Below are 26,024 nucleotides of genomic sequence, written 5' to 3'. Positions count from 1 at the left end.
TTTTAATACGGGGGCGCCCTGATGGCTGATCTGGCCACGACCAATTTGAATGCGAACACTGTTGCCGATGACTACATCGCACAGGTTGCGCGCAAGCGGCTGTATTCGGGGCTGATGCTCCTGTTTTTTGTTGTGCTTATGGTGTCGGGCTTCCAAGTCGCCTCGACCCGCAATGGCGGCAGTTTCTGGGGTGGGATTGACAATTTCTTCGACTACCCAGCCGAAGTTGTCTCAGAAGCCTGGGCCAACTTGGATCAGTTGCCCGGCTTTATGTGGGAATATCTCCCGGCGCTGCTCGAAACGTTTAACATCGCCGCCCTGTCGACCCTGATTGGTGCGGCATTTGCGGTGGTGCTGTCGCTGCTGTCGACCCGAGGGTTGGCGCGGTTTCCCCGCCTGATCCCAGTGTTTCGCCGGATCATGGATGCCACACGCGCCATCCCCGAGATCGTGGTGGCGCTGGTTCTGATCTTTATCATGGGCGGTGGCCCGGTGCCTGCGATGATCGCAATCGCCATTCACACTGCTGGTGCGCTGGGAAAACTCTTCTCTGAAGTGAACGAGAACGCGGATCTGAAGCCCATCGACGGGCTTGCCTCGGTCGGGGCCAGCTGGTCGCAACGGATGTTGCTGGGGGTGGTGCCACAGGTTGCGCCGAACTGGCTGAGCTATGCGTTGCTGCGGCTTGAAATCAATATCCGCGCCTCGGCTATCTTGGGTTTTGTGGGGGCAGGTGGCCTTGGATATGAGCTGAAAAATGCGATTTCCTGGGGCCCGGGCCGTTTTGACGAAGCCGCCGCCATGTTCATCATTCTTTTCCTGACCATCATGATCGTCGATCAGGTCTCAAGCTATTTCCGCGACCGGCTGGTGCATGGCGCGGCGGGAAGGTCTTAACCCATGGCAATGCTCGATTCTTCTGCCGATCTGTCCTTGCAGGCGACGCAATTGTTCCGCCGCAAGCGGATGACAACCTTTGCCGTGCTATTGGCGATTGTCGCTTACTTCGCTTATATTTTTGTGGCGTTTGACATTCCCGCGCTGTGGCAACGTGCCAATGCCGAGAATGCCAAGACATTGGTCGCGGACGCCTATAGCTACAAAACCCATGTCACGATGGACAACCGCAACAGCGAGATCACCGTCTCTATCGAGGGCGACCGCAAGGCGCGTTACACCGAAGCGAATGAACCGGATTGGGTCGTTCGCGGTGACGAGACCACGGAAATCGACCTGGGCGATGGACATCTGGTGACCTTTGCGCCGAATTTTGTCACCTATGATGTGCCGGACTTTGGTCTGATGACGTTTGAGGTGTCGCGCTCGCGCGGCGTGATCCAGACTTATCCTGTGGACGCCGACCAATTGCCGGATTGGATCAGCGCCTCCAAAAACCGGGTAGGGATCACCACCGATGCGGGCCGTCTGTCGGTGACGCGCAATCGCAGCGAAGTGTTCCGCTATTTCAACGGGTGGGAGCTGTTCTTCTTTGCGCTGGAGAGCCCCTATTACGGCAAGAGCTTTGGCGAAATTTCTGGGCTGGCCTTGAACGGCGAAGCGGCGGCGATTTTCCATGATTTCTGGCACAATCCGCTGTGGCGTCACGGGGCCGTGGTCTGGGCGTTGTTTGAGACCATCCTGATGGCCTTCCTGGGCACCTTGGGGGCGGCGATTTTGGCCCTGCCGCTGGCCTTTATGGCGGCGCGCAACTTTGCCCCTTTGTTTGCGGTGCGTTTTGCGGTGCGTCGGTTCTTTGACTTTGTGCGGGGCGTGGATGCGCTGATCTGGACCATCATCTTGACCCGCGCCTTTGGCCTTGGGCCGCTGACCGGGGCACTGGCGATTTTGATCACCGACTCTGGCACCTTTGGCAAAATCTTCTCCGAAGCGCTGGAAAATGTGGACAGCAAGCAGATCGAGGGCATCCAGTCGACGGGCGCCAAGCCGCTGCAACGCTACCGCTTTGGTGTTCTACCGCAGATCATCCCGGTTCTGCTGAGCCAGGTGCTGTATTTCCTGGAATCCAATACGCGCTCGGCCACTGTGATTGGTGCGATCACCGGCGGCGGCATCGGTCTGATGCTGGTGCAGGCGATCATCACCCAGAAGGACTGGGAAGAGGTGTCTTACTACATCGTCCTGATCATCTTGATGGTGATGTTCATGGACTGGTTCTCGGGCTGGCTGCGCAAGCGTCTGATCCGCGGCAAATAAACGTCGCCTCTTTTGGGATTATAAGAAAGGCGCGGGGGCAATCTCCGTGCCTTTTGTCATGGAAGCTTCATACTGGCTGGCTTGTGATCATGCGGGCGGGTCTGTATTATTTGTCTAGTTGTATATTAAACGCAGACAAGTTGGAGGGATTCCATGCCCAAGCTTTCCGCCGAGACACCGCATATCAAAGAAGGATGCGATGTTGTGAATTCCCGCTTTGGTCGATTTGTCGAGATCGGCGTGGGGACGCGTTTGGCCAATGTGGAGATGGGCGACTACAGCTATTGCGACCGGATGTGTGATCTGGCCAATGTGCAGGTGGGAAAGTTCGCCAATATCGCCAGTTTTGTGCGGATCGGAGCGACGGACCACCCGATCGAGAGAGCCTCGTTACATCATTTCCTGTACCGCTCGGCCTCTTACTGGAACGATGTGCCGGACGATGCGGATTGGTTTGCGCGTAGGGCTGGCCGGATGGCGCATATTGGCCATGACACCTGGATCGGCCATGGGGCGATGATCAAGCCGGAGGTTACCATTGGCGATGGCGCGATTGTGGCATCAGGCGCAGTGGTGACCAAGGATGTGGCGCCCTATACGATTGTGGGCGGCAATACCGCCAAGCTGATCCGACGACGGTTCTCTGAGGATATCGCGGAACGGTTGCAGACGCTGGCCTGGTGGGCGTGGGATCATGATCAATTGCGACAGGCGCTGCCAGATTTTCGCTCACTGCCGATTGAAGGTTTTCTCGAAAAATACGAATGACCCCTGATACAGCACAAGATGCGCCACCGCTTGTTGCTGACCGCCCGCGCCCTGCGCCAGCAGGGCGCCCGGCCCAACGGGTTTAGGCGCTTTTTAGAGCGGCAAAACTGGGCGGGAGTGTTTGGTGGTCTGGCGTACCGTTTCAGAAGTCTTCTGCTGCCAGGGTGAGTGATATCCGCTGCCCGGCGAAATATGTCGTGCCGAACTCAATCGGGCGCCCCTCCGCATCCGCATTGACGCTGACTGAGCGCAACAGGGGATCGCCCTCTTTTAACATCAGGTGCAGCGCTTGCGTCGGGTTTGCGGCGACGGCGGTCAGTCGGGTCCAGGCGCGGGTGTAATCTGGAACCCCAAGTGCGCGGAAGCTTTCGGTAACCGATTGGGTCTCGCGGTGAACTTCCGGAAAACTGGGAAACCGGGCGGCTGGAAAGCAGCTTTGTGCCACTGCAACGGGCTGTCCATCGGCAAAGGACAGGGAATCCGTCACATGCACCGCGTCACCGGGCGAAAGCTCCAGGGCCTCTGTCTCACGTGCGTCCGCGCCGCGTGTGGTGATGGCAAGCTGTCGCCCCCCTGGCGTGCGCCCCGCCGCGCGCAGGCTTTGCCGGAACCGCACACGTTTTCCCAAAGGGTAGTCGGTAGGCGCTGCTGCCACAAAGACACCCGAGCCGCGCCGCGCATGTACCAGACCCTTTTCCGCCATCTCAGCCAGCGCGCGGCGGACCGTATGGCGATTGACCCCAAAGCGCGCTGCGAGCTGTGTTTCGGGGGGTAATTTGCTGCCGGTCTCATAACGACCTTGGGCGATCTCTTCTGTCAGCGTGAGAGATATGGATTTCCAAACGGGGGTGCCCGCCATGACGCCTGCGCTCCTGTTGTGGGCTGAAAATCAGCCGTCGTCTTGAAAGTTTCACAAATTCGCAATTGGTCCAACAGGGCGACTCATGTATGATTTGTATAGTTGTATAGGACAAGTAGACAAACTTGCCAAGGGAAAACCGACATGAAGACGGAAGAGGCGCAGGCGGCCCGCAAAGCCTGGATGGGGCTGCTGGCCAAAGCATCGCCAGAACAATTGGCGGAGCTGTGGAGCGGATTGGGCGCAGAGCCTGATTTTACCTGGCTGCGCCCGCCAGAGATCGGCGGCGTTATGGTGCGTGGACGTATGGGAGGCACCGGAGCGCCCTTTAATCTAGGCGAGATGACCGTGACCCGCTGTGCGGTGTCTCTGGATGGCGGCGCGGTTGGGCACGGCTATGTACAGGGACGCGACAAACACCATGCGGAGATCGCAGCCAAAGTGGACGCTCTGATGCAGGGGGAGATGGCGGATGTGGTAGAGCGCTCCATCCTGACCCCTCTTCGTGACACTCAAACAGCGACCAAGACGGCACGCGCGGCCAAGGCGGCAGCGACCAAGGTTGATTTCTTTACATTGGCGCGGGGGGAAGACTGATGCAGGCAGAGAACACTCATTTCGCCGGAGGGTTTACCGCCCCGGCCACCGATGCGGCGCATGCGTTTCGCGCAGCAATGAACGCCATGGCACGCCCCGGGCAGTTTTTCGACATCACCGGTGCGCAGGCACCTGCGGGCATCTCAATTGCGGCGGGCACCTTGCTGCTGACCCTTTGCGATCCCGAGACCAAGCTGTTCCTTGCCGATGACGTGGACAGCGAGGCTCTGCGCGTTTGGGTCACCTTTCACACCGGGGCACCGATTGTGCCGGCGGCAGAGGCGGATTTCGCCCTGGGCGGCTGGGACGCGTTGTTGCCCTTGGATCAATACAGGATTGGAACCTCAGAGTATCCGGATCGCTCGGCCACGCTGATTGTCGAGCAGCCAGCGTTTGGCGCTCCCACCGCCGTGTTGAGCGGTCCGGGTATCAAGGATCAGATCCAGATGAGCCTGCCTGATGTGACCGCACTGCAGCGCAACACTCTGTTGTTCCCACTGGGTATCGATCTGTTTTTCACCGCCGGCAGCCAAGTGATGGCACTGCCGCGGTCCAGTCAAATCAGCGAGGAGGCGTAGCCGATGTATGTTGCCGTAAAAGGGGGCGAGCGCGCCATTGACAACGCCCACGCCTGGCTGGCCGAGGAACGCCGGGGCGATACCACTATTCCAGAAATGAGCGTTGGTCAAATCCGTGAACAGATGGCCCTTGCCGTGAACCGGGTGATGGCCGAAGGGTCATTGTACGATCCCGACCTCGCCGCATTGGCGATCAAACAGTCCCGTGGCGATCTGATCGAGGCGGTGTTCTTGATGCGGGCCTATCGCACCACCTTGCCGCGTTTTGGTTATTCTGAGGCGATTGAGACGGCCGAGATGGCCTGTGATCGCCGGATCTCGGCCACGTTCAAGGACGCGCCGGGCGGGCAGGTTCTGGGGCCAACGTTTGACTACACCCACCGTCTGCTGGATTTCAAACTGGCCGCCGATGGCGAGGTGTCCGAGGCCGCAACAGCCACACCGCGCCAAGAGGCGACACCCCATATCACCACCTTCCTGAAGGGTGAAGATATCATTCAGGATGAGCCGCAATCCGATGCGGTGCCGGGGGATCTGACGCGTGAGCCGATGTCCTACCCCGCCGGTCGAGCCTTGCGGTTGCAGGCGCTGGCGCGTGGTGACGAAGGCTTCACCCTGGGCCTCGCCTATTCCACGCAGCGTGGTTATGGGCGCAACCACGCTTTTGTCGGCGAATTGCGCATCGGCAAAGTCGCGGTAGAGATGGAGATCCCCGAGCTGGGCTTTGCCATTGAAATCGGTGAAGTTGAGCTTACCGAATGTGAGACCGTGAACCAGTTTACCGGCTCCAAAACAGAGCCGCCGCAGTTTACCCGCGGCTATGGGCTGATCTTTGGTCAGTCCGAACGCAAGGCGATTTCCATGGCGCTGGTCGACCGGGCGCTGCGCTGGGAAGAGCTGGGTGAAGACAATCTGGGCGCCATCGCGCAGGACGAGGAATTCGTGTTGAGCCATAGCGACAACATTCAGGCCACGGGTTTCCTGGAGCACATCAAACTGCCCCACTATGTGGATTTTCAGGCCGAGCTGGAACTGGTCCGCAAGCTGCGTGCTGAGGCAGAGGCCAATCTGGCCGCGTCCGAGCCTGCGCAGGAGGCCGCGGAATGAGCCTAGTCGCCTCCGCCGCAACCGGGTGTGCCGCCGCCGTAACATCCTGTGCCGGCGGCAACATCAATAGTATTTATCGAACTCGTCGCTTCGGTTTGGCGACCAGCAGGTGGAACGCCATCAAAATCCCCGCGCCGGTATTTAACTGCCAGCCGAATGAGAAAATAGATCAACAGGGCAAAAGCGCCTCCGAATGCAAAGGCCAATTTTTGTTCAAAACTCATATGGGACCATCCTCGTATGCAGGTCACAGAAATTCAGTAAAGGGTCGGTAATATGTCTGACTACAACTTTGCCTATCTCGACGAGCAGACCAAGCGGATGATCCGTCGTGCGATCTTGAAAGGGCTGGCGATCCCTGGTTATCAGGTGCCTTTTGCCAGCCGCGAGATGCCGATGCCGTATGGCTGGGGGACCGGCGGCGTGCAGGTTTCCGCCGCGACGCTGACACCGGATGACACGTTCAAGGTGATCGACCAGGGTGCGGATGACACCACCAATGCGGTCTCGATCCGCAAGTTCTTTGAACGCACGGCCAATGTCGCCACCACCGAGGAGACGGATAAGGCCGATGTCATCCAGACCCGTCACCGCATCCCCGAGGCAGTGCTGCGCGAAGATCAAATCCTCGTATATCAGGTGCCGATCCCAGAGCCGCTGCGTTTTCTCGAGCCGCGCGAGACAGAGACCCGCAAGATGCATGCGTTGGAAGAATACGGGTTGATGCACGTGAAACTTTATGAGGACATCAGCCAACACGGTGCGATTTCAACCTCTTACGCCTATCCGGTGAAGGTTGAGGGGCGCTATGTGATGGACCCAAGCCCGATCCCCAAATTCGACAATCCCAAAATGGACATGCCCGCAATCCAGCTGTTTGGAGCTGGGCGTGAACAGCGGATCTATGCGGTGCCGCCCTATACGAAAATCGTTAGCCTCGATTTTGAGGATTATCCGTTTGAGGCCAGCAAGGCTGATCACGCCTGTGATCTTTGTGCTGCCAAAGACAGCTATCTGGACGAGGTGATCCTGGATGATCAAGGCAACCGGATGTTTGTCTGTTCTGACACCGATTATTGCCGCTCGCGCCGCGCGGCGGGTCATGTGGGTCGTCTGGGCACGAAGAATCAATTGGAGGCAAGCGCATGACCCCTTTGTTGCAGGTGCAGGGTATCCGCAAGACCTATGGCAGCTTTGTGGGCTGTACGGATGTGAGCTTTGACCTTTATCCCGGTGAAGTCATGGGGATCGTAGGTGAAAGTGGCTCGGGCAAATCGACCTTGCTGAACTGTTTGGCCGGTCATCTGCCCCCCGATCAGGGCGAGGTGGTGTTTGACACGCTGGCCGATGGTCCAGTGGATACGGTCACCATGTCGGAACCGGAACGGCGCATGCTGAGCCGCACCGACTGGGCCTTTGTCCACCAACATGCGCGCGATGGTCTGCGTATGTCAGTCTCGGCTGGTGGTAACATCGGGGAGCGTCTGATGGCGGTCGGCGATCGTCATTATGGCAATATCCGCGAACGGGCCATTGATTGGCTGGGCCGGGTTGAGATCAAGGAAGATCGGGTGGATGATCGCCCCTCGGCCTTTTCCGGTGGCATGCAGCAACGCTTGCAGATCGCCCGCAATCTGGTCACTGGGCCGCGGTTGGTGTTTATGGACGAACCCACGGGCGGCTTGGATGTCTCGGTTCAGGCACGGCTGCTGGATCTGCTGCGCGGTCTTGTGCGTGAAATGGGGCTGAGCGCGATTATCGTCACCCATGATCTGGCGGTGGTGCGTTTGCTCGCGGATCGTCTGATGGTGATGAAGGACGGCCATGTGGTGGAAACAGGCCTGACCGATCAGGTGCTGGATGATCCGCAACATGCCTATACCCAGCTGCTGGTTTCCAGCGTATTGCAAGTGTGAGGATGCGAGCGATGATTGAACTCAACAATGTGAGCAAAAGCTTCACCCTGCACAATCAGGGCAGCGCGGTGATCCCAGTGATGGAGGGAGCAAGCTTAAAGGTTGCTGTCGGCGAATGTGTCGGTCTGGTGGGCGCATCCGGGGCGGGAAAATCCACTCTGATGCGGCTGATCTACGGCAACTATCTGGCCGCCAGCGGGCAGATCTTGATCGGCGATGTGGACGTGGCCCAGGCTGAACCGCGTGAGATCCTGGAGCTGCGCCGCAACACGCTGGGTTATGTCAGCCAGTTCCTGCGGGTCGTGCCACGTGTGCCAACGCTGGATGTCGTCGCCGAGCCGTTGCTGGCCGTGGGCGAGGATCAGGGAGTGGCACGTGACAAGGCTGCCAGTCTGTTGGCGCAACTGAATATTCCCGAACGTCTGTGGTCGCTGAGCCCGACGACATTTTCGGGCGGTGAACAGCAGCGGGTGAACATCGCGCGCGGCTTTGCCTATGAGTATCCGGCGATGTTGCTGGATGAACCAACCGCGAGCCTGGATGCAAAGAACCGCGCCACGGTTCTGGGGCTGATTAATGCCGCCAAGGCACGCGGTGCGGCGATCATCGGGATCTTCCATGATGAAGCCGCGCGCGAAGAGGTCTGTGATCGGTTCCTGGACGTGACCGGATTTTCGCCACAGGTGGCCGCATGACGGATAGCGCATCTTCAACCTTGGGGCCGGTGATTGCGGTTGTGGGCCCCTCTGGCGTCGGCAAGGACAGTGTGATGACGGGGCTCGCCACCGGCGATCCGCGCCTGTCCTTGTTGAAACGGGTGATCACCCGCGCGCCTGAGGCGGGGGGGGAGGACTACACCCCTGTGTCCGAGGCTGAGTTTGCCGCGCGCAGCGCCGCCGGTGAATTTGCCCTGCATTGGCAAGCGCATGGGTTGTTTTATGGCGTGCCAGCGGCCGCAGTTGCAGCGCAGCGCGCGGAAGGGCGCGGCGTCTTGGTGAATTTCTCCCGCTCGGTGCTGCTGGATGCGCAGCGCATCTTTGGCAACTTCATCGTCTTGTCCGTCACTGCCAGCCCCGAGGTTCTGGCAGCACGGCTGGCAGGGCGCGGGCGCGAGACCGAGGAAGAACAGGCCAAACGTCTGGCACAGGCGACAAAAGCGCTGCCCGAGGGGTTAGAGCGGGTCTATCAGATCGACAACAGCGGCGATTTGAGCGCCGCCGTCACAGCAGCGCTCAACGTGATCTTTGCAGATCAGCCCGAGAGCGCGTAGCGGTGCATCAGGTGGAAGCGCCCATCCTCAGCCTCTCCCATCAGGGCGAGATCGCGGATCTCAAACGGGGTGGGCAGATGGGGTGCGAGGGCTGCGTCCAGGGCGGCCTCGATTGCGGGCAACTCTGCCTTGGGGCGCCTTCCAGACAGGGTGATGTGAAAGCGGAACTGGTCCAGCACATACGGGTAGCCCCATTGCACCAGATGCGCGTCCTGTTCCGGCGTCAGCCCATTGGCGCGGCGCTTTTCCAGGTCCGCATCGCTCAACGGGGCGCGAAACGGGTCAAGCTCGGTCACGCAGGCGGCGGCCAATGCGTTCAGCGCGCTTTGATCGCCCAAAGGGCGCAGGGCGAGAAACCGACCCAGCCGTGCAATCTCCAACCCGTCCAGAACGACCGGCGCCTGGGTGGCGGCCAAGGCCTGACAGGCCACATGCAGCGCCTCGGGTGTTTGCTCCTCTGCCAGTCGCATTGGCGGTTTCATCGTTGCGTGCAGCCCGTATTTGCGGGGCGTCGCCGTGATGTCCGCCACATCGAGGCCCGCGATATCAGGATGCGCCACATCTGTGCCGCTCTCCATATCCCAGCCCAGCCAGCTGGTTCCGAACATGCTCCACGCCGCGTTGGCGGGGGGCGCGTAGTAAATCGCGTATCGCGTGAATGTCACAATGGCCTCCTATACGTGGCCGTTCCCATAGCCCGAAAGTTGTGAAACCGAGATGACAGAAGAATTGATCCTTGCCAATGCCACGGTTGTTTTGGCTGATGAAACTCTCCACGGATCTGTGAAATGTGTGGGGGGCACGATTGTTGATGTGTCCACCGGGACAGCGGTGCCCGCAGGTGCGGTGAATTGTGAGGGCGATTTTGTCAGCCCCGGCTTGGTGGAATTACATACGGACAATCTGGAACGTCATATACAGCCACGCCCCAAGGTTGACTGGCCACATGCAGCCGCAATCATCGCCCATGACGCCGAACTGGCGGGCACGGGGATCACCACGGTGTTTGACGCGTTGCGGGTGGGATCGGTGCGCCGCGAGGAAGCAAACTACGCAAAGTACGCCCGCGGGCTGGCCAGCGAGCTGTGGGAGCTGCGTGAGGCAGATGCGTTGAAGATCAGCCATTTCCTGCATCTGCGCGCCGAGGTCTGTTCCGAGACTTTGGTAGAAGAGCTGGATGAGTTTGGTTCTGAGGATCGCGTTGGTCTGGTCTCCTTGATGGACCATACACCGGGGCAACGCCAGTTTCGCGATGTGAGCAAGCTGGAAGCCTATGTGAAAGGCAAACACGGGTTTGATGACGCCGGGTTCCAGCGCCATATCGCTGAGTTGAAAGAGATGCGTGAGATCTATGGCGACAAGCATGAGGCAGAAACCGTAAAGGCAGCAAAACGCTTTGGTGCGGTTCTGGCGAGCCATGATGACACGACCGAAGGGCAGGTTGATGTCTCTGCGGGCTATGGCATCCGCTTGGCGGAATTCCCAACAACGGTTGAGGCCGCGAAGGCCTGTCAAGCCCATGATATCAAGGTCATGATGGGCGCGCCGAACTTGATCCGTGGCGGATCGCATTCCGGCAATGTCGCGGCCAAGGATCTGGCCGACTTGGAGCTCTTGGATATTGTGTCTTCGGACTATGTGCCGGCCGCGTTGCTGATGTCAGCGGTGATGCTGGGGGAGATTTGGGGCGACATGGCGCGCGGCTTGTCGACCGTCACGTCGGCGCCTGCAGATGCGGTGCGGCTGCAGGATCGTGGCCGGATCGAGGTTGGCAAACGCGCCGATCTGATCCGTTTCCGCATGCGCGGCGGCACACCTGCACTGCGCGGCGTCTGGTCTCGTGGACATCGTGTTGCGTAAAGTTGTGACCGGGTAAAAGGCGGCGGGCTCCCGCCCCTTGGTCCCCGCACTGGCCTGGCGGCCAGAACGTGGCCAAGCGTTGGGCGTAGCGCCGCGCCGAAGGCACGGCGCGAGTCGTGGCGCAGCCGCGAAATACCTCAATAAGAACCGCCTGTTCTCTAGGTCTGCAGTTGGCGGTAGAACATATAGCGGCCCTCGGGGATCTCACTCGGTTCGGGCAGTTGTTCAAATCCAAACAGGGGTTGGTCGGCGACAATAACGCCGCCCGGACGCATCGACTTGGCCAGAAGCGGCGACAGGACCTTGGAAATCTCGCGATCGGCTTCTTTGACGCCTGTGCCGAGGTCATAGTGCGCCAGGGACAGCCGTGGCCCACCTTCGGAAAGTTTGATCAACATTGCATCCGCGTCGCCTTGTAGAAATTCATCAGCCGAGGGAACGCAGGCCGGATGGCAGTTCAGATTGCGGTCGATCACCCAGATCCGACGGTTGGGCATCAGGCTGCGCAGGTGGTCATAGGTGCGCCCATTGCCAAGGCCCAGTTCGAGCACATCGCCTGGAGCATCGCCAAGCTGTTCAGCTGCCCAATTCAGCCCTGCACGTTGGGCGGTTAGTCTTCGAATTACACTGTCGAGCCGGCTCATATCTGCTCCTGATCGTTGTTGGTTGACGCACCCTGATTGGTCTGGGGCGCGGTGGGAAACTGCCAGACCTCGGCAGGGCCTTGCAAAAGTCGCCCAATCAGCGCTTCGGCAAAAGACCAAATCGCAGCATCGTGAACCAGATGGTGCGTCAGGATGCCAAAAGCTTCGCGATTGTCTGCATGCCCCAAACGACGGTCCTGCAGGTTTTGACAGGTCTGTTCGACCAGCACTGTGGGATCAACAACCGAGCGGGAGCCGCGCCAATCTATGGGATCCAGATGGGTGTTCATCTGGAGCAACCCCGGCGCGGCCTCTACCGCGCTGCGGGGTTTGTAGGTTGAGACCGCCTGATAGCCGAGGTCTGCAAGAACCGGCATCATCTCGTCGCCGATGCGATTCCAAGGCGGCACAAACATCGGAACCAATCGATCGCCAAACAGATTCTGAAGGCGGTGGAGCGCGGATTTGGCCTCGCTTTGCTTCGCCTTCATGGCACGAGAGGGCGAAAATTCCGATTTTCTCTGCCGCAGGAAACTGTGCGATTTATGGGCCCAGCCGTGCACAACTGGGATCAGTTGGGGCGATAGATTGTCTGCCAGGGTCTGTTCGGCACGGGCAGGGATCACCGCCAGATGCACGGGCAGTTCCAGAGCCTCCGAGAGGGTGGTCAACCGCGCGAGCGCCGGGGTCGGTGCCACCGCATCATCGTCGCGCCACCACAGGGGCAGGGTCAGCCCCGCCCGCTGCCAAAGGCGTAATTCCGCATCGAGCGCTGACCAGTCAGGTTGCCCAGTCACTGGCGGCTCCGGTGGTCATCCACAAGACGGCGGGTGAGGGCGGCGGTCTGGGCTGCGCCATCGAACCCTTTTTGCGTGATCTCGCGTTTGGGCGCACGCGCCAGCTCGTCCAGCCCCTCCAGCAGTTGCTGCGGGGTCAGGGTGGCGCGACGCAGGGTCTTGATACTGCCAAGTTTTGACAAGGCCTCTGCACGGATGCCCTGTTCTACCTCGGTGCCCGCATCAAAGGGGATGAAAATCGCCGGCACGCCTGATTGCAGAACATCGAGCGCGGTGTTGTAGCCACACATGGAAATCGAGGCCCGCGCGTGGCACATCATTTCGCGAAAATCCGAGCGCGCGGCCTCGACAATGGCCGGAGAGCCTTTGGCGCGGAAATTGGCGATCCTTTCTGCGGCGTCCGAGCCGCCGATCAAGATCCGCCAGGTCAGATCCGGTGTCAGGCGGGCGGCCTCAAGCGCGGCGTCGAACAGCTCATCACCGATGGAGCCGCCACCGGCGCTGACCAGGATCTCACCTTTGCCGATGCCGTCGGCCTGCGGCTTGGGTGCTGCCGGGACCACGTAGCCCGTGTAGTGGAGCTTGGCCGCGAGGTCGTCTTTGACCGGCCAGCTGAGGTCGAGCCGGGTTGTTTCGGGGTCCGAATGGACCAGCACGCCATCATAAAGGGTTGCGAGAATATCTTCCGCCTCGGCGATGCGTTCGGGTTTGGTGGGCGGTGCCAGGATGTCGCGAATAGACGACAAAATCAGCGGGCGGTTCGTGGCCTGATGTGCGGTTTCGATAGTGTCGCGGAACTCCACACGCAGGGTGCGGCGGCCAAAAGGGTACAGTTCGGTGATCAGCACATCGGGCTGAAAGGCCGCGAATGTGTCGCGCAAGGCCTGTTTGCGGCGTATGTAATAGGCGTCATCGGCCAGATCGCCGTCTTCACCCAGCAGACGTTTGAAATTCACACCATCCGAGCGCAAAGGCGGCAGTTGCACCAGTTCCACACCGGTTGCGTCCAACTGCGGCACGGGAAAGCCGCCGGACAGCACCTGAACCTCATCTCCGGCATCGGCATAGGCACGGCCCAAAGTCAGCGCGCGCGACAAGTGGCCAGCGCCCAGAAGATGGGTGACGATGATCTGAACCTTCATTCTGCGACTTCCCTGATCAGGCGGATGGGGTCTGGCACTGGGGTAAGGGTTGTGCCGTCGATTTCAACCACAAAAAGCCGGTTGCGTTTCACGGCAAAGGGGGCAGGCCCCGCGAAATCCCACCCATAAGCGCGGGCCAGGATCACACGCATGATGCCGATATGACAGACGGCAATGGTGTCTCGTTGCAGGCCCAACAGCCAAGGGGCGAGGCGCTGCCAGACCTCTGCCGGGGTTTCACCGCTGGGGGGACGGTAGTCCCAGCCCCAGTCTTCGATATCTTTGAAACCGCTGGTTGGATCGGCCTTAAGGTCGCACCCGTGCAGCCCTTCCCAGGTGCCCCAGTTCATCTCGACCAATGCATCAATACGGGTGGCAGGGCGATCTGCGACCAACGCGGCGGTGTCCCATGCGCGCTCCAGCGGGCTTGCCACCAGATCCGCGGCCGACCAATCCGCTGGCAGTGATTGCGCCTGCAGCTCGGCGCGGGCGTCGGCGTCCAATGCGATATCACTGCGCCCCTGGATGCGGCCCATCCGGTTCCAGGGCGTATGGCCGTGACGTAGCATGGCAAGGCGGATCATTGGCGGCGCTCCAACAAAGGGGTAATTGCCGCGCGAAAGCTTTGTGCGGCGGCGGGCATCAGGTGGCGTTCCTGCGTATGGGCCCGGGCGTCCGTGAGATGTGATTGCCGCATCGCCGGGCTGGTGTTCAAAGATTGTAGCACAGCTGCAAGGGCGACGGGGCCCGCAGATGGCGCCGGGGCGAGGGCGCGATTTGTGGGAGAAAGGACCTCGTCAACGCCGGGGCGATTTTGAGCGACCACTGGCAGGCCAAAGCTTTGTGCCTCAAGGTAGACCATGCCAAAGGCTTCATTCACGCCGGGCCAAAAGAACAGGCGGGCGTTGCGGTATTCGTCTTCCAACGCGTCACGCGTGAGCTGGCCAAGAAAGCGCACCCGCGCACCAAAGGGGGCAAACAGTGCCTCGACCCGTTGGCGGGCCGGGCCGTCGCCAACGATATTGAGCTGCCAGTCGCCGGGCAGATGCAAAAGGCTCTCGGCGATGAATTTGTACGAGGCAAGCTTGTCCCCTTCGCGCATCATGCCAACACTCAGCATCGGTCCACTGAGGCGTGAGGCGGGCGGCAGGTCGGTGCAGTTCAAAAAGGGGGCGAGCACCGCAAGGGATTGATCCTGAAACCGGTCCCGGATCAGCGTTTTCTGATCACGCTGTGTCAGCGACAGGATCAGGTCCGCATGGTCCGCGGCGGCATGTGCGGCGCGCGCGAACCGGTCCCAGGGGCCATCCAGCCGTTTCAAGGCACGGGTGCTTTCAATCTGCACATAGGGCGTGGCGCGGATCTGTGACAGGGCGGGTCCCAGCAGGTCGGGTGCTTTGTAGTAATTGTGATAGGTCACCCACAGGTCAAAGGCGGGCAGGTCTGCTTTCAGGCGCTCCACCTCAGCCGTGGCTGCGTCAAAGAACTGAGCCTGAACGGAGGGATCCCCCTGTTTGTCACGGCAGCGCCAGGTGCTGACCAGATCAACCGAACACCCGGCGTGCTCCATCATTCGCATCAGATTGCGCGCCACCTCGCGGTCCCCGGAGGGCACCGGGTGGTCCGGGGATTTCATAGGCGCATAAAAGGCGATGCGAGGCGCCGGGGGCATGGTTACTGGTCCTGCAACATGGCGGTGATACGAGATTTGAGCTGGTGAATGCCGGGCATCATACCAAATTCCTGGCGCAAGCGGGCTAGCGCGGCCTCGGCCATTTCAGCGGCATTCTCCGGGGACCGGGCGATGGAGGCAATGGCCGTCGCCAGATCCTTGGGCTGATCAGAGCTGAGGGTGCCGTGGGTGCCGGTGTCGATAAATTCAGGAATTGCAGAGACGGCCGTGGACAGGATAGGCAGGCGCTGCGAGGCGGCCTCCATCAAGACATTGGGCAGGCCGTCGCGATCGCCGTCCTTGGCAACCCGGCTGGGCAGAACAAAGAGATCGCTGTCGCGCATGGCGGCAATCACCTCGAGCTGGTCGCAGGCGCCGCGCCAGGTGATGCGGTCAGCAATGCCGGCCTCAATCGCCTGCGCCTGTAGTTTTTCACCCAGGGCACCGCCGCCGATGTGGGTGAAATGCCAGTTCAGATTCTCTGGCAGCAGGGTCAGAGCGGCGATCAGATTGTCAAAACCCTTCTTCTCAACCAGACGGCCAACCGACATCAGTTTGAGCGGCGCATCCGCGGTGCGCCAGAGGCGTTCAGGCGGTTCAGGGAACCGGCTCAGGTCGAGCCCGTGATAAATCAGATCAACCGGCGTGCCGTCGGACATGTCCTGCAGATGACGGGCACCAAACCGGGTGCAGGTGGCCCCAAAGGCCGCGCCAAAGCTCTTGTCCGAGAGTTTCTCGGAAATCTCCCAAGCGGGGGAGGTCCAGATGTCTTTGGCGTGAGCCGAAAAGCTCCACGGCAGGCCGCGCATGATGGCGGCATAACGCGCAACGGACGAGGGCGTGTGCAGGAAATGCGCATACATTGCCAGAACCGCATCCGGCATTTCAGCCGCCAGAACACAGGCCTGACCAAAGCGGCGCACCCGGTTAGGGGTGATATCGCGGCGCAAATCGGCGCGCCAGATCTCATAGGCTTTGGCATATCCAGGCAAGGTGCGGGCGTGATCGCGGGCGGCCCAGACACGTTCGGGTTCTTCGTAGAGATATTCGGGCAGGTAATGCACCCGCGCCTGCAAACGGTCATGCAGGGGGTGGCGTTTGATATCGGTGGGATGGCGCAGGGACCAGATCTCAAAATCAACGCCCTGTTCCTCAAGCGCGACAAGTTCCTGTGCAATAAAGGTTTCAGACAGGCGCGGCCAGCCTTTGACCAGCACGGCAAGAGGGGGAGTTTGTGTCATTCGGCTGCCTTTGGCGCGCGTTGGGCCAGCAGGCTTTCAACACGTGCGGTCACATAATCCAACCCGTCCAGCAATTGCGCATGGGCGCCGGCTGCTGACGGTGGGGTTTGGTTTTCCAATGCGCGGATCGCTTTGATCATCGATGTTGGTGTCAGCCCGTCGCGGTTTTCATCGAGCATGGAGACAAGACCCAGCTCTTCGGCGCGGCTGGCCCGGATCCATTGTTCCAGGCGCGGTTTGGTGCGGGGGACGATCACGGCCGGTCTGTCAAAGGACAGCAATTCGCAAAAGGTATTGTAGCCGCCCATCGCAACCACGCCTTGCGCACCGGCAAAGAGCGTTTCAATCTGGCTCTCAAAGCCCACGGCGGTGACGCGCCCCTCAAGGCGGGCGACACGGGTTTCGAAATCCTCGCGCGTTTCACCGGACAGGAAGGGGCCGTAGACCAGAACCGCACGGGGTTCCAGGGTCGGATCCTGCTCATAGGCGGACAACACCAGATCCACCATCGTTGCGCCATCACCGCCACCACCGGGGGTGATCAGCACATAGGGTTGCTGCGGCGCAGGGCCAATTTCGCCAAGGTCACGGCGCAGATAGCCGGTCCAATGCATTCGCGCTCGTGTCTCGGCGCTGAGAGGCAGCCCTTGGGTGGGTTCATAGACGGACCGCGATCCATAGACCCAGATTTCATCATAATAGGCCTCGGTCGCGCGAATGGCGTCTTTGCGTTCCCACTCGCGGGCCAGAACCTCGGGTTCATCCAGTACGTCGCGCAGGCCGAGGACAACCTTGGCCGAGCCGTCGGTGCTGAGCCGTTCCAATGTCGGCAGTAATTCACCGCGAAACCCGCTAGGTTCCTTGTCGACGATCAGAATGTCCGGTGCATAGCTTTCGACGGTGGAGAGGATCAGATTTGCGCGCAGTTGCGTCGTCTCTTCGATGTCCATGCCCATGGTGCGCGAGGCATAGGAGCCGTCTGCCTGTTTGATCACACCGGGCAGGCGCACATGGTCCACGCGTGTCGGAAATGTAAAACGACCCGCCACGGGGGAACCGGTCAGGATCAGGGCGGATGCGGATGGATCAGCGGCGGTGATGGCCTCGGCCAGGGCCCGCGAACGGCGCAGGTGACCCAGGCCAAAGGTGTCGTGGCTGTACAGAACCACACGGGGGCCACGCACGGTGGCATCTAGCACAGTGTTATCAGGCAAATGCGTCATGAAGGGGCCTTGGCGGAGCAATAGCCTGCGGACAGACGTAAAATTCCACGTCTGGCGGCCAAATCCATGTGCCCGTATTCGTGACCCCAATCGTTGGCCATCCTGTGCCTCGGTTCTGGCGAGGTTGCCCGTAGTGGCACCTGGCACGTGTTCTTATCTGCCCCTGGTGAGGCGCAGGGTTGAGTACCCGGTGTCGCGGGATTTAGACGTCCTGGAACGGCAGCAGTCCAGATATGGGTCAAAGCGCCATTTCCTATCCGTCCGCTATAGCGCGCGCGTGCCCAAGTTGCAATCAAGCAAAGATATTTCCAAATCATAACCAAAATGAGCGATAGCCTTTCAACCTGCGGCTGGATAAAGTTCATCCGAATTTCAAAGATATTGGTATGGGTGGCGAAATGGCAGGCGTTTTGCGGGGACTTCTCGGTCTTTTGATAAGTGTTGTTCTAGCGGCCTCTGTCTGGGCGCAAGACAGCAGCTCTGATGAGACCGCGAATGCGTTGCAATCGGCCATTGAGCAGGCCGTCGAAAGCGGGCTTGGTGTGATTGTCATTGACCCGACGGGCCAGCCTATCACCAGCATGCCCGAGAGCGCCGAAGAGGAAGATGAGGCCGAGAACCCGATGGAGGGTGCCTCGCGGCTGATGCAGGCGCAGACCCGGGTGGAAGCCTTCCGCAGTGCGCTGACCAACCGCTTGGACGCGCTGCCTTATTCGCTGTTTGAGTTCCAGTACGTCCTGCGCCAGACCAGCCCTGATGGGCGGATCATGAAATATGTCGAAGTGCTGGGCGGAGCGCTGGTTTTGCTGCTGATCGGGCGCTGGCTGTCGATCGAGATCTACGGCAAACGCATCGCCAAGAAATTCGTGGTTGCGCGTATCAAAGAGGCACCGCAGGGCTATGCCGAGAAGATGCCGTTCTTGGTCATGCGGTTTTTGACCGGCATTGGCGCCACCATTTTTGCGATGTTGTTTGTCGAGATAACGGCGCTGTTGTTTTTTGGCCGGGCCGAGGATCAGTCGATCCAATTCACCATTGTTGCCATATTCACCGCCTTCTTTCTGTCGCGCACCGCCTCGGATCTGTGGCGGATGGTTCTGTCGCCGTTTCTACCGCAATACCGCATTCCAATCCTGAGCGATCGTGATGCGACGCGGCTGTATTATTGGGCCTCGGCCATTGCGACCTATGATATCTGCGCAGTTCTGTTTGCCACGTGGGTGGGTGATTTTGGCCTGAACTACAATGTCTATGCTCTGACCTACGGTGGGCTGGCGCTGGTGGGAACATTGGCCAATCTGGTGATGGTCATTGTCAATGGACGCGCCATTTCCGGAGCCATCCGCGCAGGCAAGCCCAAGGACGCCTGTACCTGGTTGGTGCGGGTTCTATCGGTCGCCTGGGCGCCGTTGATGGTTGCCTATATGATTTTTGGCTGGCTGGAACTTGGCGTGGATCTGGTGTTGCAACGCAATGTCTCCATTCCGCTGATGGCTGGCACTTACTTGGTTCTGACCTCAATTTTGGTCGTTTACGGCGTGATCAACTATGTGATCGAGCGCTTCTTTCAGAAACGGGCGCGCCGTGTTGTTGACCAGGACGTTACCGATTACGGCGTGATGTCAGAGGACATGGACAACATCGAAGAACTCCCGCCGCGTCGCCGCCACCCGGTTGCGACTTTTGAGGATCTGGCCCGACGTGTGGCTGCGGTTCTGGCCTTTTTGGTTGGGGTGATTGCGCTGATCTTTGTCTGGAGCCCCGATGCGGAGTGGCTCGACAGTGATTGGGCGGCAAAAGGTCTGGATATCATTGCAATCGTGTTTATCGGCTACATCGTCTATCACATGTTCCGGATCTGGATCGACAGCAAGATCGAGGATGAGACCGAAGACACCCAGGAGGCCGAACTGGGCGACGAAGGCGGTGCCGGTGGTGCCAGTCGGTTGGCGACATTGCTACCCTTGTTCCGAGGGGCGATCCTAGCGGTGGTTGTGGTCTCCATCATCTTGATCTTGTTGTTGGAAATCGGCATCAACGTCAGCCCCCTGTTCGCGGGTGCCGGTGTTGTCGGGTTGGCGGTGGGCTTTGGCTCACAGACCTTGGTGCGCGATATCTTTTCCGGGGCGTTCTTTTTGTTGGATGATGCGTTCCGCAAAGGGGAATACATCGACATTGGCGATGTGAAGGGGACGGTCGAAAAGATCTCGGTCCGGTCATTCCAGCTGCGCCACCATTTGGGTGCTTTGAACACAGTGCCCTTTGGGGAGATCAAAGTGCTCTCCAATTACTCTCGCGATTGGGTGATGATGAAATTGCCGCTGCGCGTGACCTATGACACCGATGTGGAAAAGGTCCGCAAGCTGATCAAAAAGCTGGGTCAGCGCATGTTGGAAGATCCCGAAATTGGCGACAACTTCATCCAGCCGCTGAAATCGCAGGGTGTGATCGAAATGCAGGATTCCGCGATGATCATCCGGGTCAAATTTATGACCAAACCGGGCGATCAGTGGACGATCCGCAAGAAGGTCTTTCACGAGATCCGCGAATTGTTTGAACGCGAAGGGATCCATTTTGCCCACCGCGAAGTTACCGTGCGCCTTGCGGCCGATCAGGCGGATGAGCTGACGCCTGAGCAGAAGAAACGCGCCGCCGTGGGCGCTGCGCAGGCGGCAATAGACCACGATCTGATGGATGTGAATGGCGGCTCTGACGGCGACTAGCGCCAGTCGGCTGGGTGGGTGTCACAGGCTACGGCTGGGTGCTCCCATTGCAGCTGCGTTTGCCCTACGCGCAAAGGGGAACGCAGACGCTGACCCGGCCCCCATGTGGTGTGTTCTGCGGTATCACTGAAATCGTCATCCTGCCATGTGCGGATGTCGGGCCCGCTGGCATCAGGTTGAAGGTTGTGCAACTCAAAAGCCGTCCGCGCGAGGGAAAGATGCGCATGTCCAACGGGTTGGCCAGACTGTGCTGCCCGTAATCCAGAGAGTGCAGCCGCGGCCATCAGATAACCGGTGGCATGGTCCAATGCCTGAAACGGCAGCGGATGCGGGCGTGCGGCTCCGGCCCAGGTCATGCCACGATGGGCGATGCCGCTGCTCATCTGTACCAGACTGTCAAAGCCGCGCCGATTGGCCCACGGCCCGGTCCAGCCATAGGCGTTGAGCGTGACTTCAACCCGGTTTGGCGCCAGCGCATCGCGGCGAGCCAGGTCAATGCCAAGCGCGTCCAGCGCGCCAGGACGATAGCCGTGCACCACGACATCCGCCTGTGTCAGCCGTTGCGAAAGACGCTCACACCCCTCTGGAGACTTGAGGTCCAAAGCCGCCATGGATTTACCCAATGAGATATCGGGGATCACACCGGGTTCATCCCAATCGGGGGGATCAATGCGTAGGACATTTGCGCCCAGACCCGCCAGTGTGCGTGTCGCGATGGGCCCCGCAAGGACACGGGTCAGGTCGAGAACGCGCAGCCCGTGCAGTGGCCGGTTTGGAGTGGCCATGTCGAGGGCGCGGGGCTGGATGTGCCGTGCGCCCCGCCAGGCGATCAATGGCTCCTGCGCGACGGCGCTGCCCTGTGGGTGATTGGCCCAATCCACCGACCCACGCAAAGCAGCAGCGACGCCGACATTGGCATGGATCGCCTCTTCAACCTGAGCCGCGTATTGGTTTTGCAAGGCGTCGGCAATGTCGTCGCGACGCGCGTTGCAATTGAGCGCCGCAAGGGCTGCGCGGCGGTGATGGGGCAGATTGGTGTGCAGTCTGATCCAGCCATCACGCGTCTGGTAGATCCCGGCCAGATCATCCCAAAGATCCGGCATCGCCCAACCCTGCGGGCGGAAACTGTATTTCCCCCAAAGGGTTGCCAGCCGCTGATCGACGCAAACCACAGGTGGCTGAGGCACGAGATCGGTTGCGGACATATAGGCGGCGAGCTCTACCCCGACGGCCGTAATTGAACGGCACATTAGGTCGGTGACAGCAAAGGCGCTGGGCGCGATCCCGGTGCCGGATGTCTCAAACGCGTCCGGGTTGGGGAGGGCGCCCAGCAGGCTCATTGTTGGTAGGGGTCCAGACTGTCGCGCAACCCGTCGCCCAAAAAGTTGAAGGCCAGAACCACGACAACGATGGGCAGCATTGGGATCGCGGTCCAGGGGTAGATTTCGATACTGGCGAGGTTCTGGGCATCGTTCAGCATCACGCCCCAGCTAACCGCAGGTGCGCGCAGACCCAGGCCGAGATAGGACAGTGCCGTCTCCCCCAGGATCATCGCCGGGATCGACAAGGTGGCCGAGGCGATCAGGTGGCTAAGGAAGTTTGGCAGCAAGTGTTTGCGGATCACCCGGCCCGAGCTGGCCCCCATCATTTCAGCCGCGCGCACGTATTCTTCCTCGCGCAAGGACAGGAATTTGGCGCGCACAGACCGGGCAAGGCCGGGCCAATCCAGCAGACCCAGAATGATTGAGATAACAAAGAACACCGCAATCGGCGACCAGTTGGATGGCACCGCCGCCGAAAGCGCCAGCCAAAGGGGCAGTTCCGGCAGCGAGCGCAGGACCTCAATCACACGATTGATGACCCAATCGATAGTGCCGCCGAAATAGCCCGCGACCGAGCCAAAAAAGATGCCGAGCACAAAGGACACGGTGATGCCAATCAGACCCACGGTCAGCGACAATTGCGCACCATAAAGGATACGGCTGAACACATCGCGCCCTAACCGGTCTGATCCCCATAGGAAAAAGGGCACGACCTCCTCGTCAAAAACTTCCGGCGGGCAGAACAGATGAATGTCTGAGGGGATAAGGCCTGCGATCTTGTAGGATTTGCCTTCGCAGAAGAACCGCAGTGTGCGGGGGCTTTCGAGATCGGGAATGAACTCCCACTGAAAAGTCTGCAGGTTCGCCTCGGATGTCATTGGATAGATAAACGGGCCGAGGAATTCCCCGTCATGGAAGAAATGAATGCTTTGCGGTGGCGAATACAGATGCTCTGCGTGGCGTTCATTTGGCCCATAAGGCGCGACAAAGCCAATGACGGGTAGCAGCAGATAGCAAAACAACAAGAACGCGCCGGATATCAGACCCAGCCGATGGGTGCGGAACTTGCGCCAAACCAACAGCCAATTTGGCGCGTCCAGATCCTTGCGCTCGACTTCCAGCAGGGCCGGGTTGGGATCAAAGGGCGCGTCGTTGACAAAGCGGTCGTCAGGTGAATGGGTCATGATTTGCGCCCCTCATAGCGAATACGCGGATCCAGCAGGACCAGGAGCACGTCAGAGATCATTGTGCCGATCAATGTCAGCAGCGCCACGAACATCAGCACAAAGGCCGACAGGAACATGTCTTGCGATTTGAGCGCCTGAAGCAGGTCGGGGCCGATGGTTTGTAGGCCGAGAACAACCGATACCAGAACAGAGCCGGACACCATCGAGGGCAGCAGGTTGCCGATATCCGCAACAAAGGGGTTAAAGGCCACCCGCAGCGGGTATTTCATCAACATGCGGCGCGGTGGCATCCCTTTGGCTATGGCGGTTTCCACATAGGGTTTGCCCAGCTCATCCAGCATATTCGCGCGCAAACGCTGCATCATGGCGGATGCGCCCGAAGTGCCGATCACAAAGGTGGGCACGATCAAATGCAGCAGGATGGATTTCACCTTGTCCCAAGACAAGGGCGCGTTTTCGTAAACCGGGTCCATCAAGCCGCCGATCGGCAAGTTCAAGTGTTTGTGCCCATAGTAAAACAAAACCAGCGCCAGCAAAAAGTTCGGCGTGGCCAGCCCCAGATACCCCACAAAGGCCGAGGTGTAGTCCACCCAGCTGCGCGCGCGTGCCGCCGCCAGAACACCCAGCGGAAGGGCGACCAGATAGACAAACAGGACGGCCGCCAGATTGACCATGACGGTCATCCACAGGCTGTCGCCGACAATCTCGGATACGGGGGCGTCAAATTCAAATGACCAGCCAAAGTTGCCCTGGATCAGGCCGGAAAACCCATGTGGTCCGGGAAAGAAGCCGACCCAGATGAAATATTGCTGCCACAGGGGGCGGTCCAGCGCGTATTCTTGGCGCAGAAACTCGGCCTTGGCAACGCCTGCGGACTGACCTGAGGCTTGTAGCTCGGCAATCTGGTTGGACAGATAGTCACCGGGGGGCAGGTTGATGATGATGAAAATCAGGATCGACACCACCCATAAGGTCAGCAGCATGGTGGCGAAACGATAGATCGCGTAGCGCAGAAGATGCATTAGCCTTGGCCGCCTTCGAAGTAGAATTCATCGACGCGGTGTACCCCAAAATGGGCACCCGGATCCCAAGCCCAGATGGCTTTGTCCGGGACATTTCGAAGGTTGCGGTTGATGACCACCGGTTGCGGCGCGCCTGAAACCAACCCAATCCCATAGACTTGTTCCGCGTGAATCATCAGCATGTCGTGCCAGATCTGGCTGCGGGTGGCGTCGTCGGTGGCGTTGTTCCAATCATGCATCAAATGCATCAGCTGTTTTGCTGCCGGATCATCGGGATGTTCGCCAACCTGGCCGCTGGTTTGGTGGTATTGCCCCCATTTCGGCCAGGCCAGAAACGTCTGATCGGTTGGCGCCAGATACGACGGTGAGGTATAGGGGCCGGGCAACCCGTTGTCCCAGCCATACCAGACCGATGCCATTGTGGTGCCGGAAAACACGCGGTTGCGCAGGATGTCACGGTCAAGCGGGCGCAGGATCAGTTTGATGCCAATATCGTTCCAGTCATCGGTAATAATCTGCAGCGCGTTTTCCACTTCTTGCCGTTCACCGGCGGTTTCGACAATCAGCTCCATCCGGCGGCCATCGGGCAAGTAGCGGATGCCATAGGCGTCTTTCTCAGACAGGCCTGCGGCATCCAGCATATGATTGGCCAGCTCAGGGTCATATGCAGCCCAGGCAGAGCGCATCTTGTCCTCAAAGAACGGGCTTTTTTCCAGAACCGCCATTGCACCGGGATGGCCCAGTTTGAAATACAGTGCTTTGTTGATTGCGCGACGGTTGATCGCAAGCGACAGGGCGCGGCGCACGCGCACATTGCGCAGCACCTCGCGCCAGACCGGATCGTTTACGTTCAAATTCGGATAGATCGCGATTTGCGAGGCGGCGCCGCTTTGCCACAGGACGGATCGGTAATTGCCGCCTTCATTCTCGCCTTTGCGCAGGATCGGAATGTCGCGAAACCCAAGGCCACGGGCCTGTAGATCGGCTTCGCCTGCGTTGGATTTGGCTGCGATCAACCCGCCCGAGACGATCTCCATCTCGACGGTGTCGATATAGGGCAACTGCACGCCACGGCTGTCGATCCGGTGGTAGAACGGGTTGCGGACGAATTGATGGCGGATCTTCTTGCCCGAAGATGCGTTCATCCAGGGCTGCAATGTGGGCAGCTCGTGATTGTCGAACTTGTACATATTGTCGAGCTTGTTGTGCAGCGCGGCCCAGGATTTCACCCGGGCATAGTCGACCTCTTCCTCCAGCGCTTCGGGCGCGGTGAAGTCCGCGTGGAACTGTTTCAGATATGCGGAGGGTCGATAGATGAACGGAGGGCGCGCCTGTGCAAGGCTTTGCATAAAGTTCGGATTGGGTTTGGACCACTCATAAACAACGGTGGTTTCATCCGGGAATGTGACCGTCGGCACCTCGCCTTCGACTCGTAGGAAATCTGGCGGGCCTGCCGGGTTCAGCAACGGGTTGTTGGCCACGTCTTCCCACCAATAGCGGAAATCCTCGGCCGTGAAGGGGCTTCCGTCCGACCATTTGTGACCCGGACGCAGCCGCATGGTGAACTTGCGATTGCCGTCGTTTTCGCAGGCCAGCAGCAGATCGGGTTTCAGGTTGTAATCATCGTCATAGCCCACCAGCCGCGCGTAGCCATAGACCACCATCTGGCGGATGTCCTTGGACCGACTGACCATCGTGTTGAGGGTGCCGCCTTGAACGCCAAAGCTGCGCCCCTTGGCCGCGAGGTCAACAATCAAAGGCGTGTCGGGCAGCCGTTCGGCCACGGGGGGCAGGAAGTCCATATCAACTTCGGATTTCCAAAAGCTGCTTTCCTGATAATCGGACCGCTCCAACGTTTGGGCATGCGCCATATGTGCGGCGA

At 59.7% G+C, this 26,024-nt stretch carries 26 protein-coding genes; 12 read left to right on the top strand and 14 right to left on the bottom strand.

Annotated features, from left to right (window positions below; translation table 11 throughout):
• The first annotated feature begins 21 nt into the window (after positions 1–21).
• From phnE (KMP13_RS08910) to KMP13_RS08900, 3 genes are all read left to right on the top strand, one after another.
• Complete coding sequence (gene phnE / locus KMP13_RS08910; RefSeq protein WP_215265505.1) at positions 22–897, top strand: phosphonate ABC transporter, permease protein PhnE; 876 nt, start codon at positions 22–24, stop codon at positions 895–897.
• A 3-nt stretch (positions 898–900) separates the two neighbouring features.
• A complete protein-coding gene (gene phnE, locus KMP13_RS08905; protein WP_215265504.1) occupies positions 901–2,214 on the top strand; it encodes a phosphonate ABC transporter, permease protein PhnE in 1,314 nt (437 codons plus the stop codon).
• A gap of 153 nt (positions 2,215–2,367) precedes the next feature.
• A complete protein-coding gene (locus KMP13_RS08900; RefSeq protein ID WP_215265503.1) occupies positions 2,368–2,982 on the top strand; it encodes a chloramphenicol acetyltransferase in 615 nt (204 codons plus the stop codon).
• 142 nt (positions 2,983–3,124) lie between these two features.
• Here the strand turns inward: KMP13_RS08900 and phnF are convergent, their stop codons facing one another.
• Positions 3,125–3,841, bottom strand: coding sequence for a phosphonate metabolism transcriptional regulator PhnF (phnF, locus tag KMP13_RS08895; RefSeq protein ID WP_215265502.1), 717 nt, complete (start codon positions 3,839–3,841; stop codon positions 3,125–3,127).
• Between the two features lie 144 nt (positions 3,842–3,985).
• On the opposite strand from phnF, the gene phnG reads away from it, so the two are divergent.
• Genes phnG through KMP13_RS08880 form a run of 3 tightly spaced genes read left to right on the top strand, consistent with a single transcriptional unit; the run spans position 3,986 to position 6,123 of the window.
• Positions 3,986–4,438 (top strand): phosphonate C-P lyase system protein PhnG, encoded by a 453-nt coding sequence (phnG, locus tag KMP13_RS08890; RefSeq protein ID WP_215265501.1) that lies wholly within the window; start codon positions 3,986–3,988, stop codon positions 4,436–4,438.
• On the top strand, positions 4,438–5,016 hold the full coding sequence (gene phnH / locus KMP13_RS08885) for a phosphonate C-P lyase system protein PhnH (RefSeq protein WP_215265500.1): 579 nt from the start codon (positions 4,438–4,440) through the stop codon (positions 5,014–5,016). The genes phnG and phnH overlap by 1 nt, the downstream gene beginning before the upstream one ends.
• Positions 5,017–5,019: 3 nt before the next feature.
• The gene (locus tag KMP13_RS08880; protein WP_215265499.1) at positions 5,020–6,123 is read left to right on the top strand and encodes a carbon-phosphorus lyase complex subunit PhnI; all 1,104 of its coding nucleotides are present in this window, start codon (positions 5,020–5,022) and stop codon (positions 6,121–6,123) included.
• A 2-nt stretch (positions 6,124–6,125) separates the two neighbouring features.
• Here the strand turns inward: KMP13_RS08880 and KMP13_RS08875 are convergent, their stop codons facing one another.
• Positions 6,126–6,347, bottom strand: a complete 222-nt coding sequence (locus tag KMP13_RS08875) for a hypothetical protein (RefSeq protein ID WP_215265498.1) — start codon at positions 6,345–6,347, stop codon at positions 6,126–6,128.
• A 52-nt stretch (positions 6,348–6,399) separates the two neighbouring features.
• Here KMP13_RS08875 and KMP13_RS08870 point away from each other — a divergent pair, with 52 nt between their 5' ends.
• The 4 genes from KMP13_RS08870 to phnN are packed head-to-tail and all read left to right on the top strand — an operon-like array spanning position 6,400 to position 9,309.
• A complete protein-coding gene (locus tag KMP13_RS08870; RefSeq protein ID WP_215265497.1) occupies positions 6,400–7,272 on the top strand; it encodes an alpha-D-ribose 1-methylphosphonate 5-phosphate C-P-lyase PhnJ in 873 nt (290 codons plus the stop codon).
• Entirely contained in the window at positions 7,269–8,039 is a 771-nt protein-coding gene (phnK, locus tag KMP13_RS08865; protein WP_215265496.1) for a phosphonate C-P lyase system protein PhnK, read from the top strand. The genes KMP13_RS08870 and phnK overlap by 4 nt, the downstream gene beginning before the upstream one ends.
• Positions 8,040–8,050: 11 nt before the next feature.
• Positions 8,051–8,734: a phosphonate C-P lyase system protein PhnL gene (phnL, locus tag KMP13_RS08860; RefSeq protein ID WP_215265495.1), complete on the top strand. Its 684-nt coding sequence runs from the start codon at positions 8,051–8,053 to the stop codon at positions 8,732–8,734.
• Positions 8,731–9,309 (top strand): phosphonate metabolism protein/1,5-bisphosphokinase (PRPP-forming) PhnN, encoded by a 579-nt coding sequence (gene phnN, locus KMP13_RS08855; RefSeq protein WP_215265494.1) that lies wholly within the window; start codon positions 8,731–8,733, stop codon positions 9,307–9,309. The genes phnL and phnN overlap by 4 nt, the downstream gene beginning before the upstream one ends.
• Here phnN and KMP13_RS08850 read toward each other — a convergent pair.
• Positions 9,291–9,974 carry a DUF1045 domain-containing protein gene (locus KMP13_RS08850; protein ID WP_215265493.1) on the bottom strand — a complete coding sequence of 228 codons (684 nt, stop codon included), beginning with the start codon at positions 9,972–9,974 and terminating at the stop codon, positions 9,291–9,293. The two genes, phnN and KMP13_RS08850, sit on opposite strands and share 19 nt — an antisense overlap.
• 52 nt (positions 9,975–10,026) lie before the next feature.
• On the opposite strand from KMP13_RS08850, the gene KMP13_RS08845 reads away from it, so the two are divergent.
• On the top strand, positions 10,027–11,169 hold the full coding sequence (locus tag KMP13_RS08845; protein ID WP_215265492.1) for an alpha-D-ribose 1-methylphosphonate 5-triphosphate diphosphatase: 1,143 nt from the start codon (positions 10,027–10,029) through the stop codon (positions 11,167–11,169).
• Between the two features lie 158 nt (positions 11,170–11,327).
• Here the strand turns inward: KMP13_RS08845 and KMP13_RS08840 are convergent, their stop codons facing one another.
• Genes KMP13_RS08840 through KMP13_RS08810 form a run of 7 tightly spaced genes read right to left on the bottom strand, consistent with a single transcriptional unit; the run spans position 11,328 to position 17,888 of the window.
• Positions 11,328–11,813 (bottom strand): class I SAM-dependent methyltransferase, encoded by a 486-nt coding sequence (locus tag KMP13_RS08840; protein ID WP_215265491.1) that lies wholly within the window; start codon positions 11,811–11,813, stop codon positions 11,328–11,330.
• Complete coding sequence (locus KMP13_RS08835) at positions 11,810–12,610, bottom strand: polysaccharide deacetylase family protein (RefSeq protein WP_215265490.1); 801 nt, start codon at positions 12,608–12,610, stop codon at positions 11,810–11,812. Before KMP13_RS08835 ends, KMP13_RS08840 begins: the two co-directional genes overlap by 4 nt.
• A complete protein-coding gene (locus tag KMP13_RS08830) occupies positions 12,607–13,752 on the bottom strand; it encodes a glycosyltransferase family protein (protein ID WP_215265489.1) in 1,146 nt (381 codons plus the stop codon). The genes KMP13_RS08835 and KMP13_RS08830 overlap by 4 nt, the downstream gene beginning before the upstream one ends.
• Positions 13,749–14,336 carry a histidine phosphatase family protein gene (locus KMP13_RS08825; RefSeq protein ID WP_215265488.1) on the bottom strand — a complete coding sequence of 196 codons (588 nt, stop codon included), beginning with the start codon at positions 14,334–14,336 and terminating at the stop codon, positions 13,749–13,751. The genes KMP13_RS08830 and KMP13_RS08825 overlap by 4 nt, the downstream gene beginning before the upstream one ends.
• On the bottom strand, positions 14,333–15,424 hold the full coding sequence (locus tag KMP13_RS08820; protein ID WP_215265487.1) for a glycosyltransferase family 4 protein: 1,092 nt from the start codon (positions 15,422–15,424) through the stop codon (positions 14,333–14,335). The genes KMP13_RS08825 and KMP13_RS08820 overlap by 4 nt, the downstream gene beginning before the upstream one ends.
• 2 nt (positions 15,425–15,426) lie before the next feature.
• Positions 15,427–16,665, bottom strand: coding sequence for a glycosyltransferase (locus KMP13_RS08815; protein WP_215265486.1), 1,239 nt, complete (start codon positions 16,663–16,665; stop codon positions 15,427–15,429).
• Complete coding sequence (locus tag KMP13_RS08810) at positions 16,662–17,888, bottom strand: glycosyltransferase family protein (RefSeq protein ID WP_215265485.1); 1,227 nt, start codon at positions 17,886–17,888, stop codon at positions 16,662–16,664. Before KMP13_RS08810 ends, KMP13_RS08815 begins: the two co-directional genes overlap by 4 nt.
• A 386-nt stretch (positions 17,889–18,274) precedes the next feature.
• Here KMP13_RS08810 and KMP13_RS08805 point away from each other — a divergent pair, with 386 nt between their 5' ends.
• Positions 18,275–20,611, top strand: a complete 2,337-nt coding sequence (locus tag KMP13_RS08805) for a mechanosensitive ion channel family protein (RefSeq protein ID WP_251363750.1) — start codon at positions 18,275–18,277, stop codon at positions 20,609–20,611.
• Here the strand turns inward: KMP13_RS08805 and KMP13_RS08800 are convergent.
• Genes KMP13_RS08800 through KMP13_RS08785 form a run of 4 tightly spaced genes read right to left on the bottom strand, consistent with a single transcriptional unit; the run spans position 20,608 to position 26,013 of the window.
• Positions 20,608–21,951 carry a CoA transferase gene (locus KMP13_RS08800; RefSeq protein ID WP_215265484.1) on the bottom strand — a complete coding sequence of 448 codons (1,344 nt, stop codon included), beginning with the start codon at positions 21,949–21,951 and terminating at the stop codon, positions 20,608–20,610. The two genes, KMP13_RS08805 and KMP13_RS08800, sit on opposite strands and share 4 nt — an antisense overlap.
• The gene (locus KMP13_RS08795; protein ID WP_215265483.1) at positions 21,948–23,117 is read right to left on the bottom strand and encodes an ABC transporter permease; all 1,170 of its coding nucleotides are present in this window, start codon (positions 23,115–23,117) and stop codon (positions 21,948–21,950) included. The genes KMP13_RS08800 and KMP13_RS08795 overlap by 4 nt, the downstream gene beginning before the upstream one ends.
• On the bottom strand, positions 23,114–24,142 hold the full coding sequence (locus KMP13_RS08790; protein ID WP_215265482.1) for an ABC transporter permease: 1,029 nt from the start codon (positions 24,140–24,142) through the stop codon (positions 23,114–23,116). Before KMP13_RS08790 ends, KMP13_RS08795 begins: the two co-directional genes overlap by 4 nt.
• Entirely contained in the window at positions 24,142–26,013 is a 1,872-nt protein-coding gene (locus KMP13_RS08785; protein ID WP_251363758.1) for an ABC transporter substrate-binding protein, read from the bottom strand. The genes KMP13_RS08790 and KMP13_RS08785 overlap by 1 nt, the downstream gene beginning before the upstream one ends.
• Positions 26,014–26,024: the final 11 nt, after the last annotated feature.

Origin of the sequence: Epibacterium ulvae, assembly GCF_018678075.1 — a bacterium.
In the GTDB taxonomy this organism is placed as follows: domain Bacteria; phylum Pseudomonadota; class Alphaproteobacteria; order Rhodobacterales; family Rhodobacteraceae; genus Epibacterium; species Epibacterium ulvae_A.
Note: the sequence above shows the minus strand (reverse complement) of the source record. Positions and strands in the feature narration are given on the sequence as shown.

What these genes read in the sequence shown, in the direction of transcription:
- KMP13_RS08805 (WP_251363750.1), top strand. Translation starts at nt 18,275, where the DNA reads ATGGGTGGCGAAATGGCAGGCGTTTTGCGGGGACTTCTCGGTCTTTTG.
- phnG (WP_215265501.1), top strand. Translation starts at nt 3,986, where the DNA reads ATGAAGACGGAAGAGGCGCAGGCGGCCCGCAAAGCCTGGATGGGGCTG.
- phnK (WP_215265496.1), top strand. Translation starts at nt 7,269, where the DNA reads ATGACCCCTTTGTTGCAGGTGCAGGGTATCCGCAAGACCTATGGCAGC.
- KMP13_RS08815 (WP_215265486.1), bottom strand. Translation starts at nt 16,665, where the DNA reads ATGACACAAACTCCCCCTCTTGCCGTGCTGGTCAAAGGCTGGCCGCGC.
- KMP13_RS08790 (WP_215265482.1), bottom strand. Translation starts at nt 24,142, where the DNA reads ATGCATCTTCTGCGCTACGCGATCTATCGTTTCGCCACCATGCTGCTG.
- phnH (WP_215265500.1), top strand. Translation starts at nt 4,438, where the DNA reads ATGCAGGCAGAGAACACTCATTTCGCCGGAGGGTTTACCGCCCCGGCC.
- phnL (WP_215265495.1), top strand. Translation starts at nt 8,051, where the DNA reads ATGATTGAACTCAACAATGTGAGCAAAAGCTTCACCCTGCACAATCAG.
- KMP13_RS08845 (WP_215265492.1), top strand. Translation starts at nt 10,027, where the DNA reads ATGACAGAAGAATTGATCCTTGCCAATGCCACGGTTGTTTTGGCTGAT.
- KMP13_RS08825 (WP_215265488.1), bottom strand. Translation starts at nt 14,336, where the DNA reads ATGATCCGCCTTGCCATGCTACGTCACGGCCATACGCCCTGGAACCGG.
- phnN (WP_215265494.1), top strand. Translation starts at nt 8,731, where the DNA reads ATGACGGATAGCGCATCTTCAACCTTGGGGCCGGTGATTGCGGTTGTG.
- KMP13_RS08875 (WP_215265498.1), bottom strand. Translation starts at nt 6,347, where the DNA reads ATGAGTTTTGAACAAAAATTGGCCTTTGCATTCGGAGGCGCTTTTGCC.
- KMP13_RS08785 (WP_251363758.1), bottom strand. Translation starts at nt 26,013, where the DNA reads ATGGCGCATGCCCAAACGTTGGAGCGGTCCGATTATCAGGAAAGCAGC.
- KMP13_RS08795 (WP_215265483.1), bottom strand. Translation starts at nt 23,117, where the DNA reads ATGACCCATTCACCTGACGACCGCTTTGTCAACGACGCGCCCTTTGAT.
- phnF (WP_215265502.1), bottom strand. Translation starts at nt 3,841, where the DNA reads ATGGCGGGCACCCCCGTTTGGAAATCCATATCTCTCACGCTGACAGAA.
- phnE (WP_215265505.1), top strand. Translation starts at nt 22, where the DNA reads ATGGCTGATCTGGCCACGACCAATTTGAATGCGAACACTGTTGCCGAT.
- KMP13_RS08870 (WP_215265497.1), top strand. Translation starts at nt 6,400, where the DNA reads ATGTCTGACTACAACTTTGCCTATCTCGACGAGCAGACCAAGCGGATG.
- KMP13_RS08830 (WP_215265489.1), bottom strand. Translation starts at nt 13,752, where the DNA reads ATGAAGGTTCAGATCATCGTCACCCATCTTCTGGGCGCTGGCCACTTG.
- KMP13_RS08880 (WP_215265499.1), top strand. Translation starts at nt 5,020, where the DNA reads ATGTATGTTGCCGTAAAAGGGGGCGAGCGCGCCATTGACAACGCCCAC.
- KMP13_RS08810 (WP_215265485.1), bottom strand. Translation starts at nt 17,888, where the DNA reads ATGACGCATTTGCCTGATAACACTGTGCTAGATGCCACCGTGCGTGGC.
- KMP13_RS08840 (WP_215265491.1), bottom strand. Translation starts at nt 11,813, where the DNA reads ATGAGCCGGCTCGACAGTGTAATTCGAAGACTAACCGCCCAACGTGCA.
- phnE (WP_215265504.1), top strand. Translation starts at nt 901, where the DNA reads ATGGCAATGCTCGATTCTTCTGCCGATCTGTCCTTGCAGGCGACGCAA.
- KMP13_RS08800 (WP_215265484.1), bottom strand. Translation starts at nt 21,951, where the DNA reads ATGAGCCTGCTGGGCGCCCTCCCCAACCCGGACGCGTTTGAGACATCC.
- KMP13_RS08900 (WP_215265503.1), top strand. Translation starts at nt 2,368, where the DNA reads ATGCCCAAGCTTTCCGCCGAGACACCGCATATCAAAGAAGGATGCGAT.
- KMP13_RS08820 (WP_215265487.1), bottom strand. Translation starts at nt 15,424, where the DNA reads ATGCCCCCGGCGCCTCGCATCGCCTTTTATGCGCCTATGAAATCCCCG.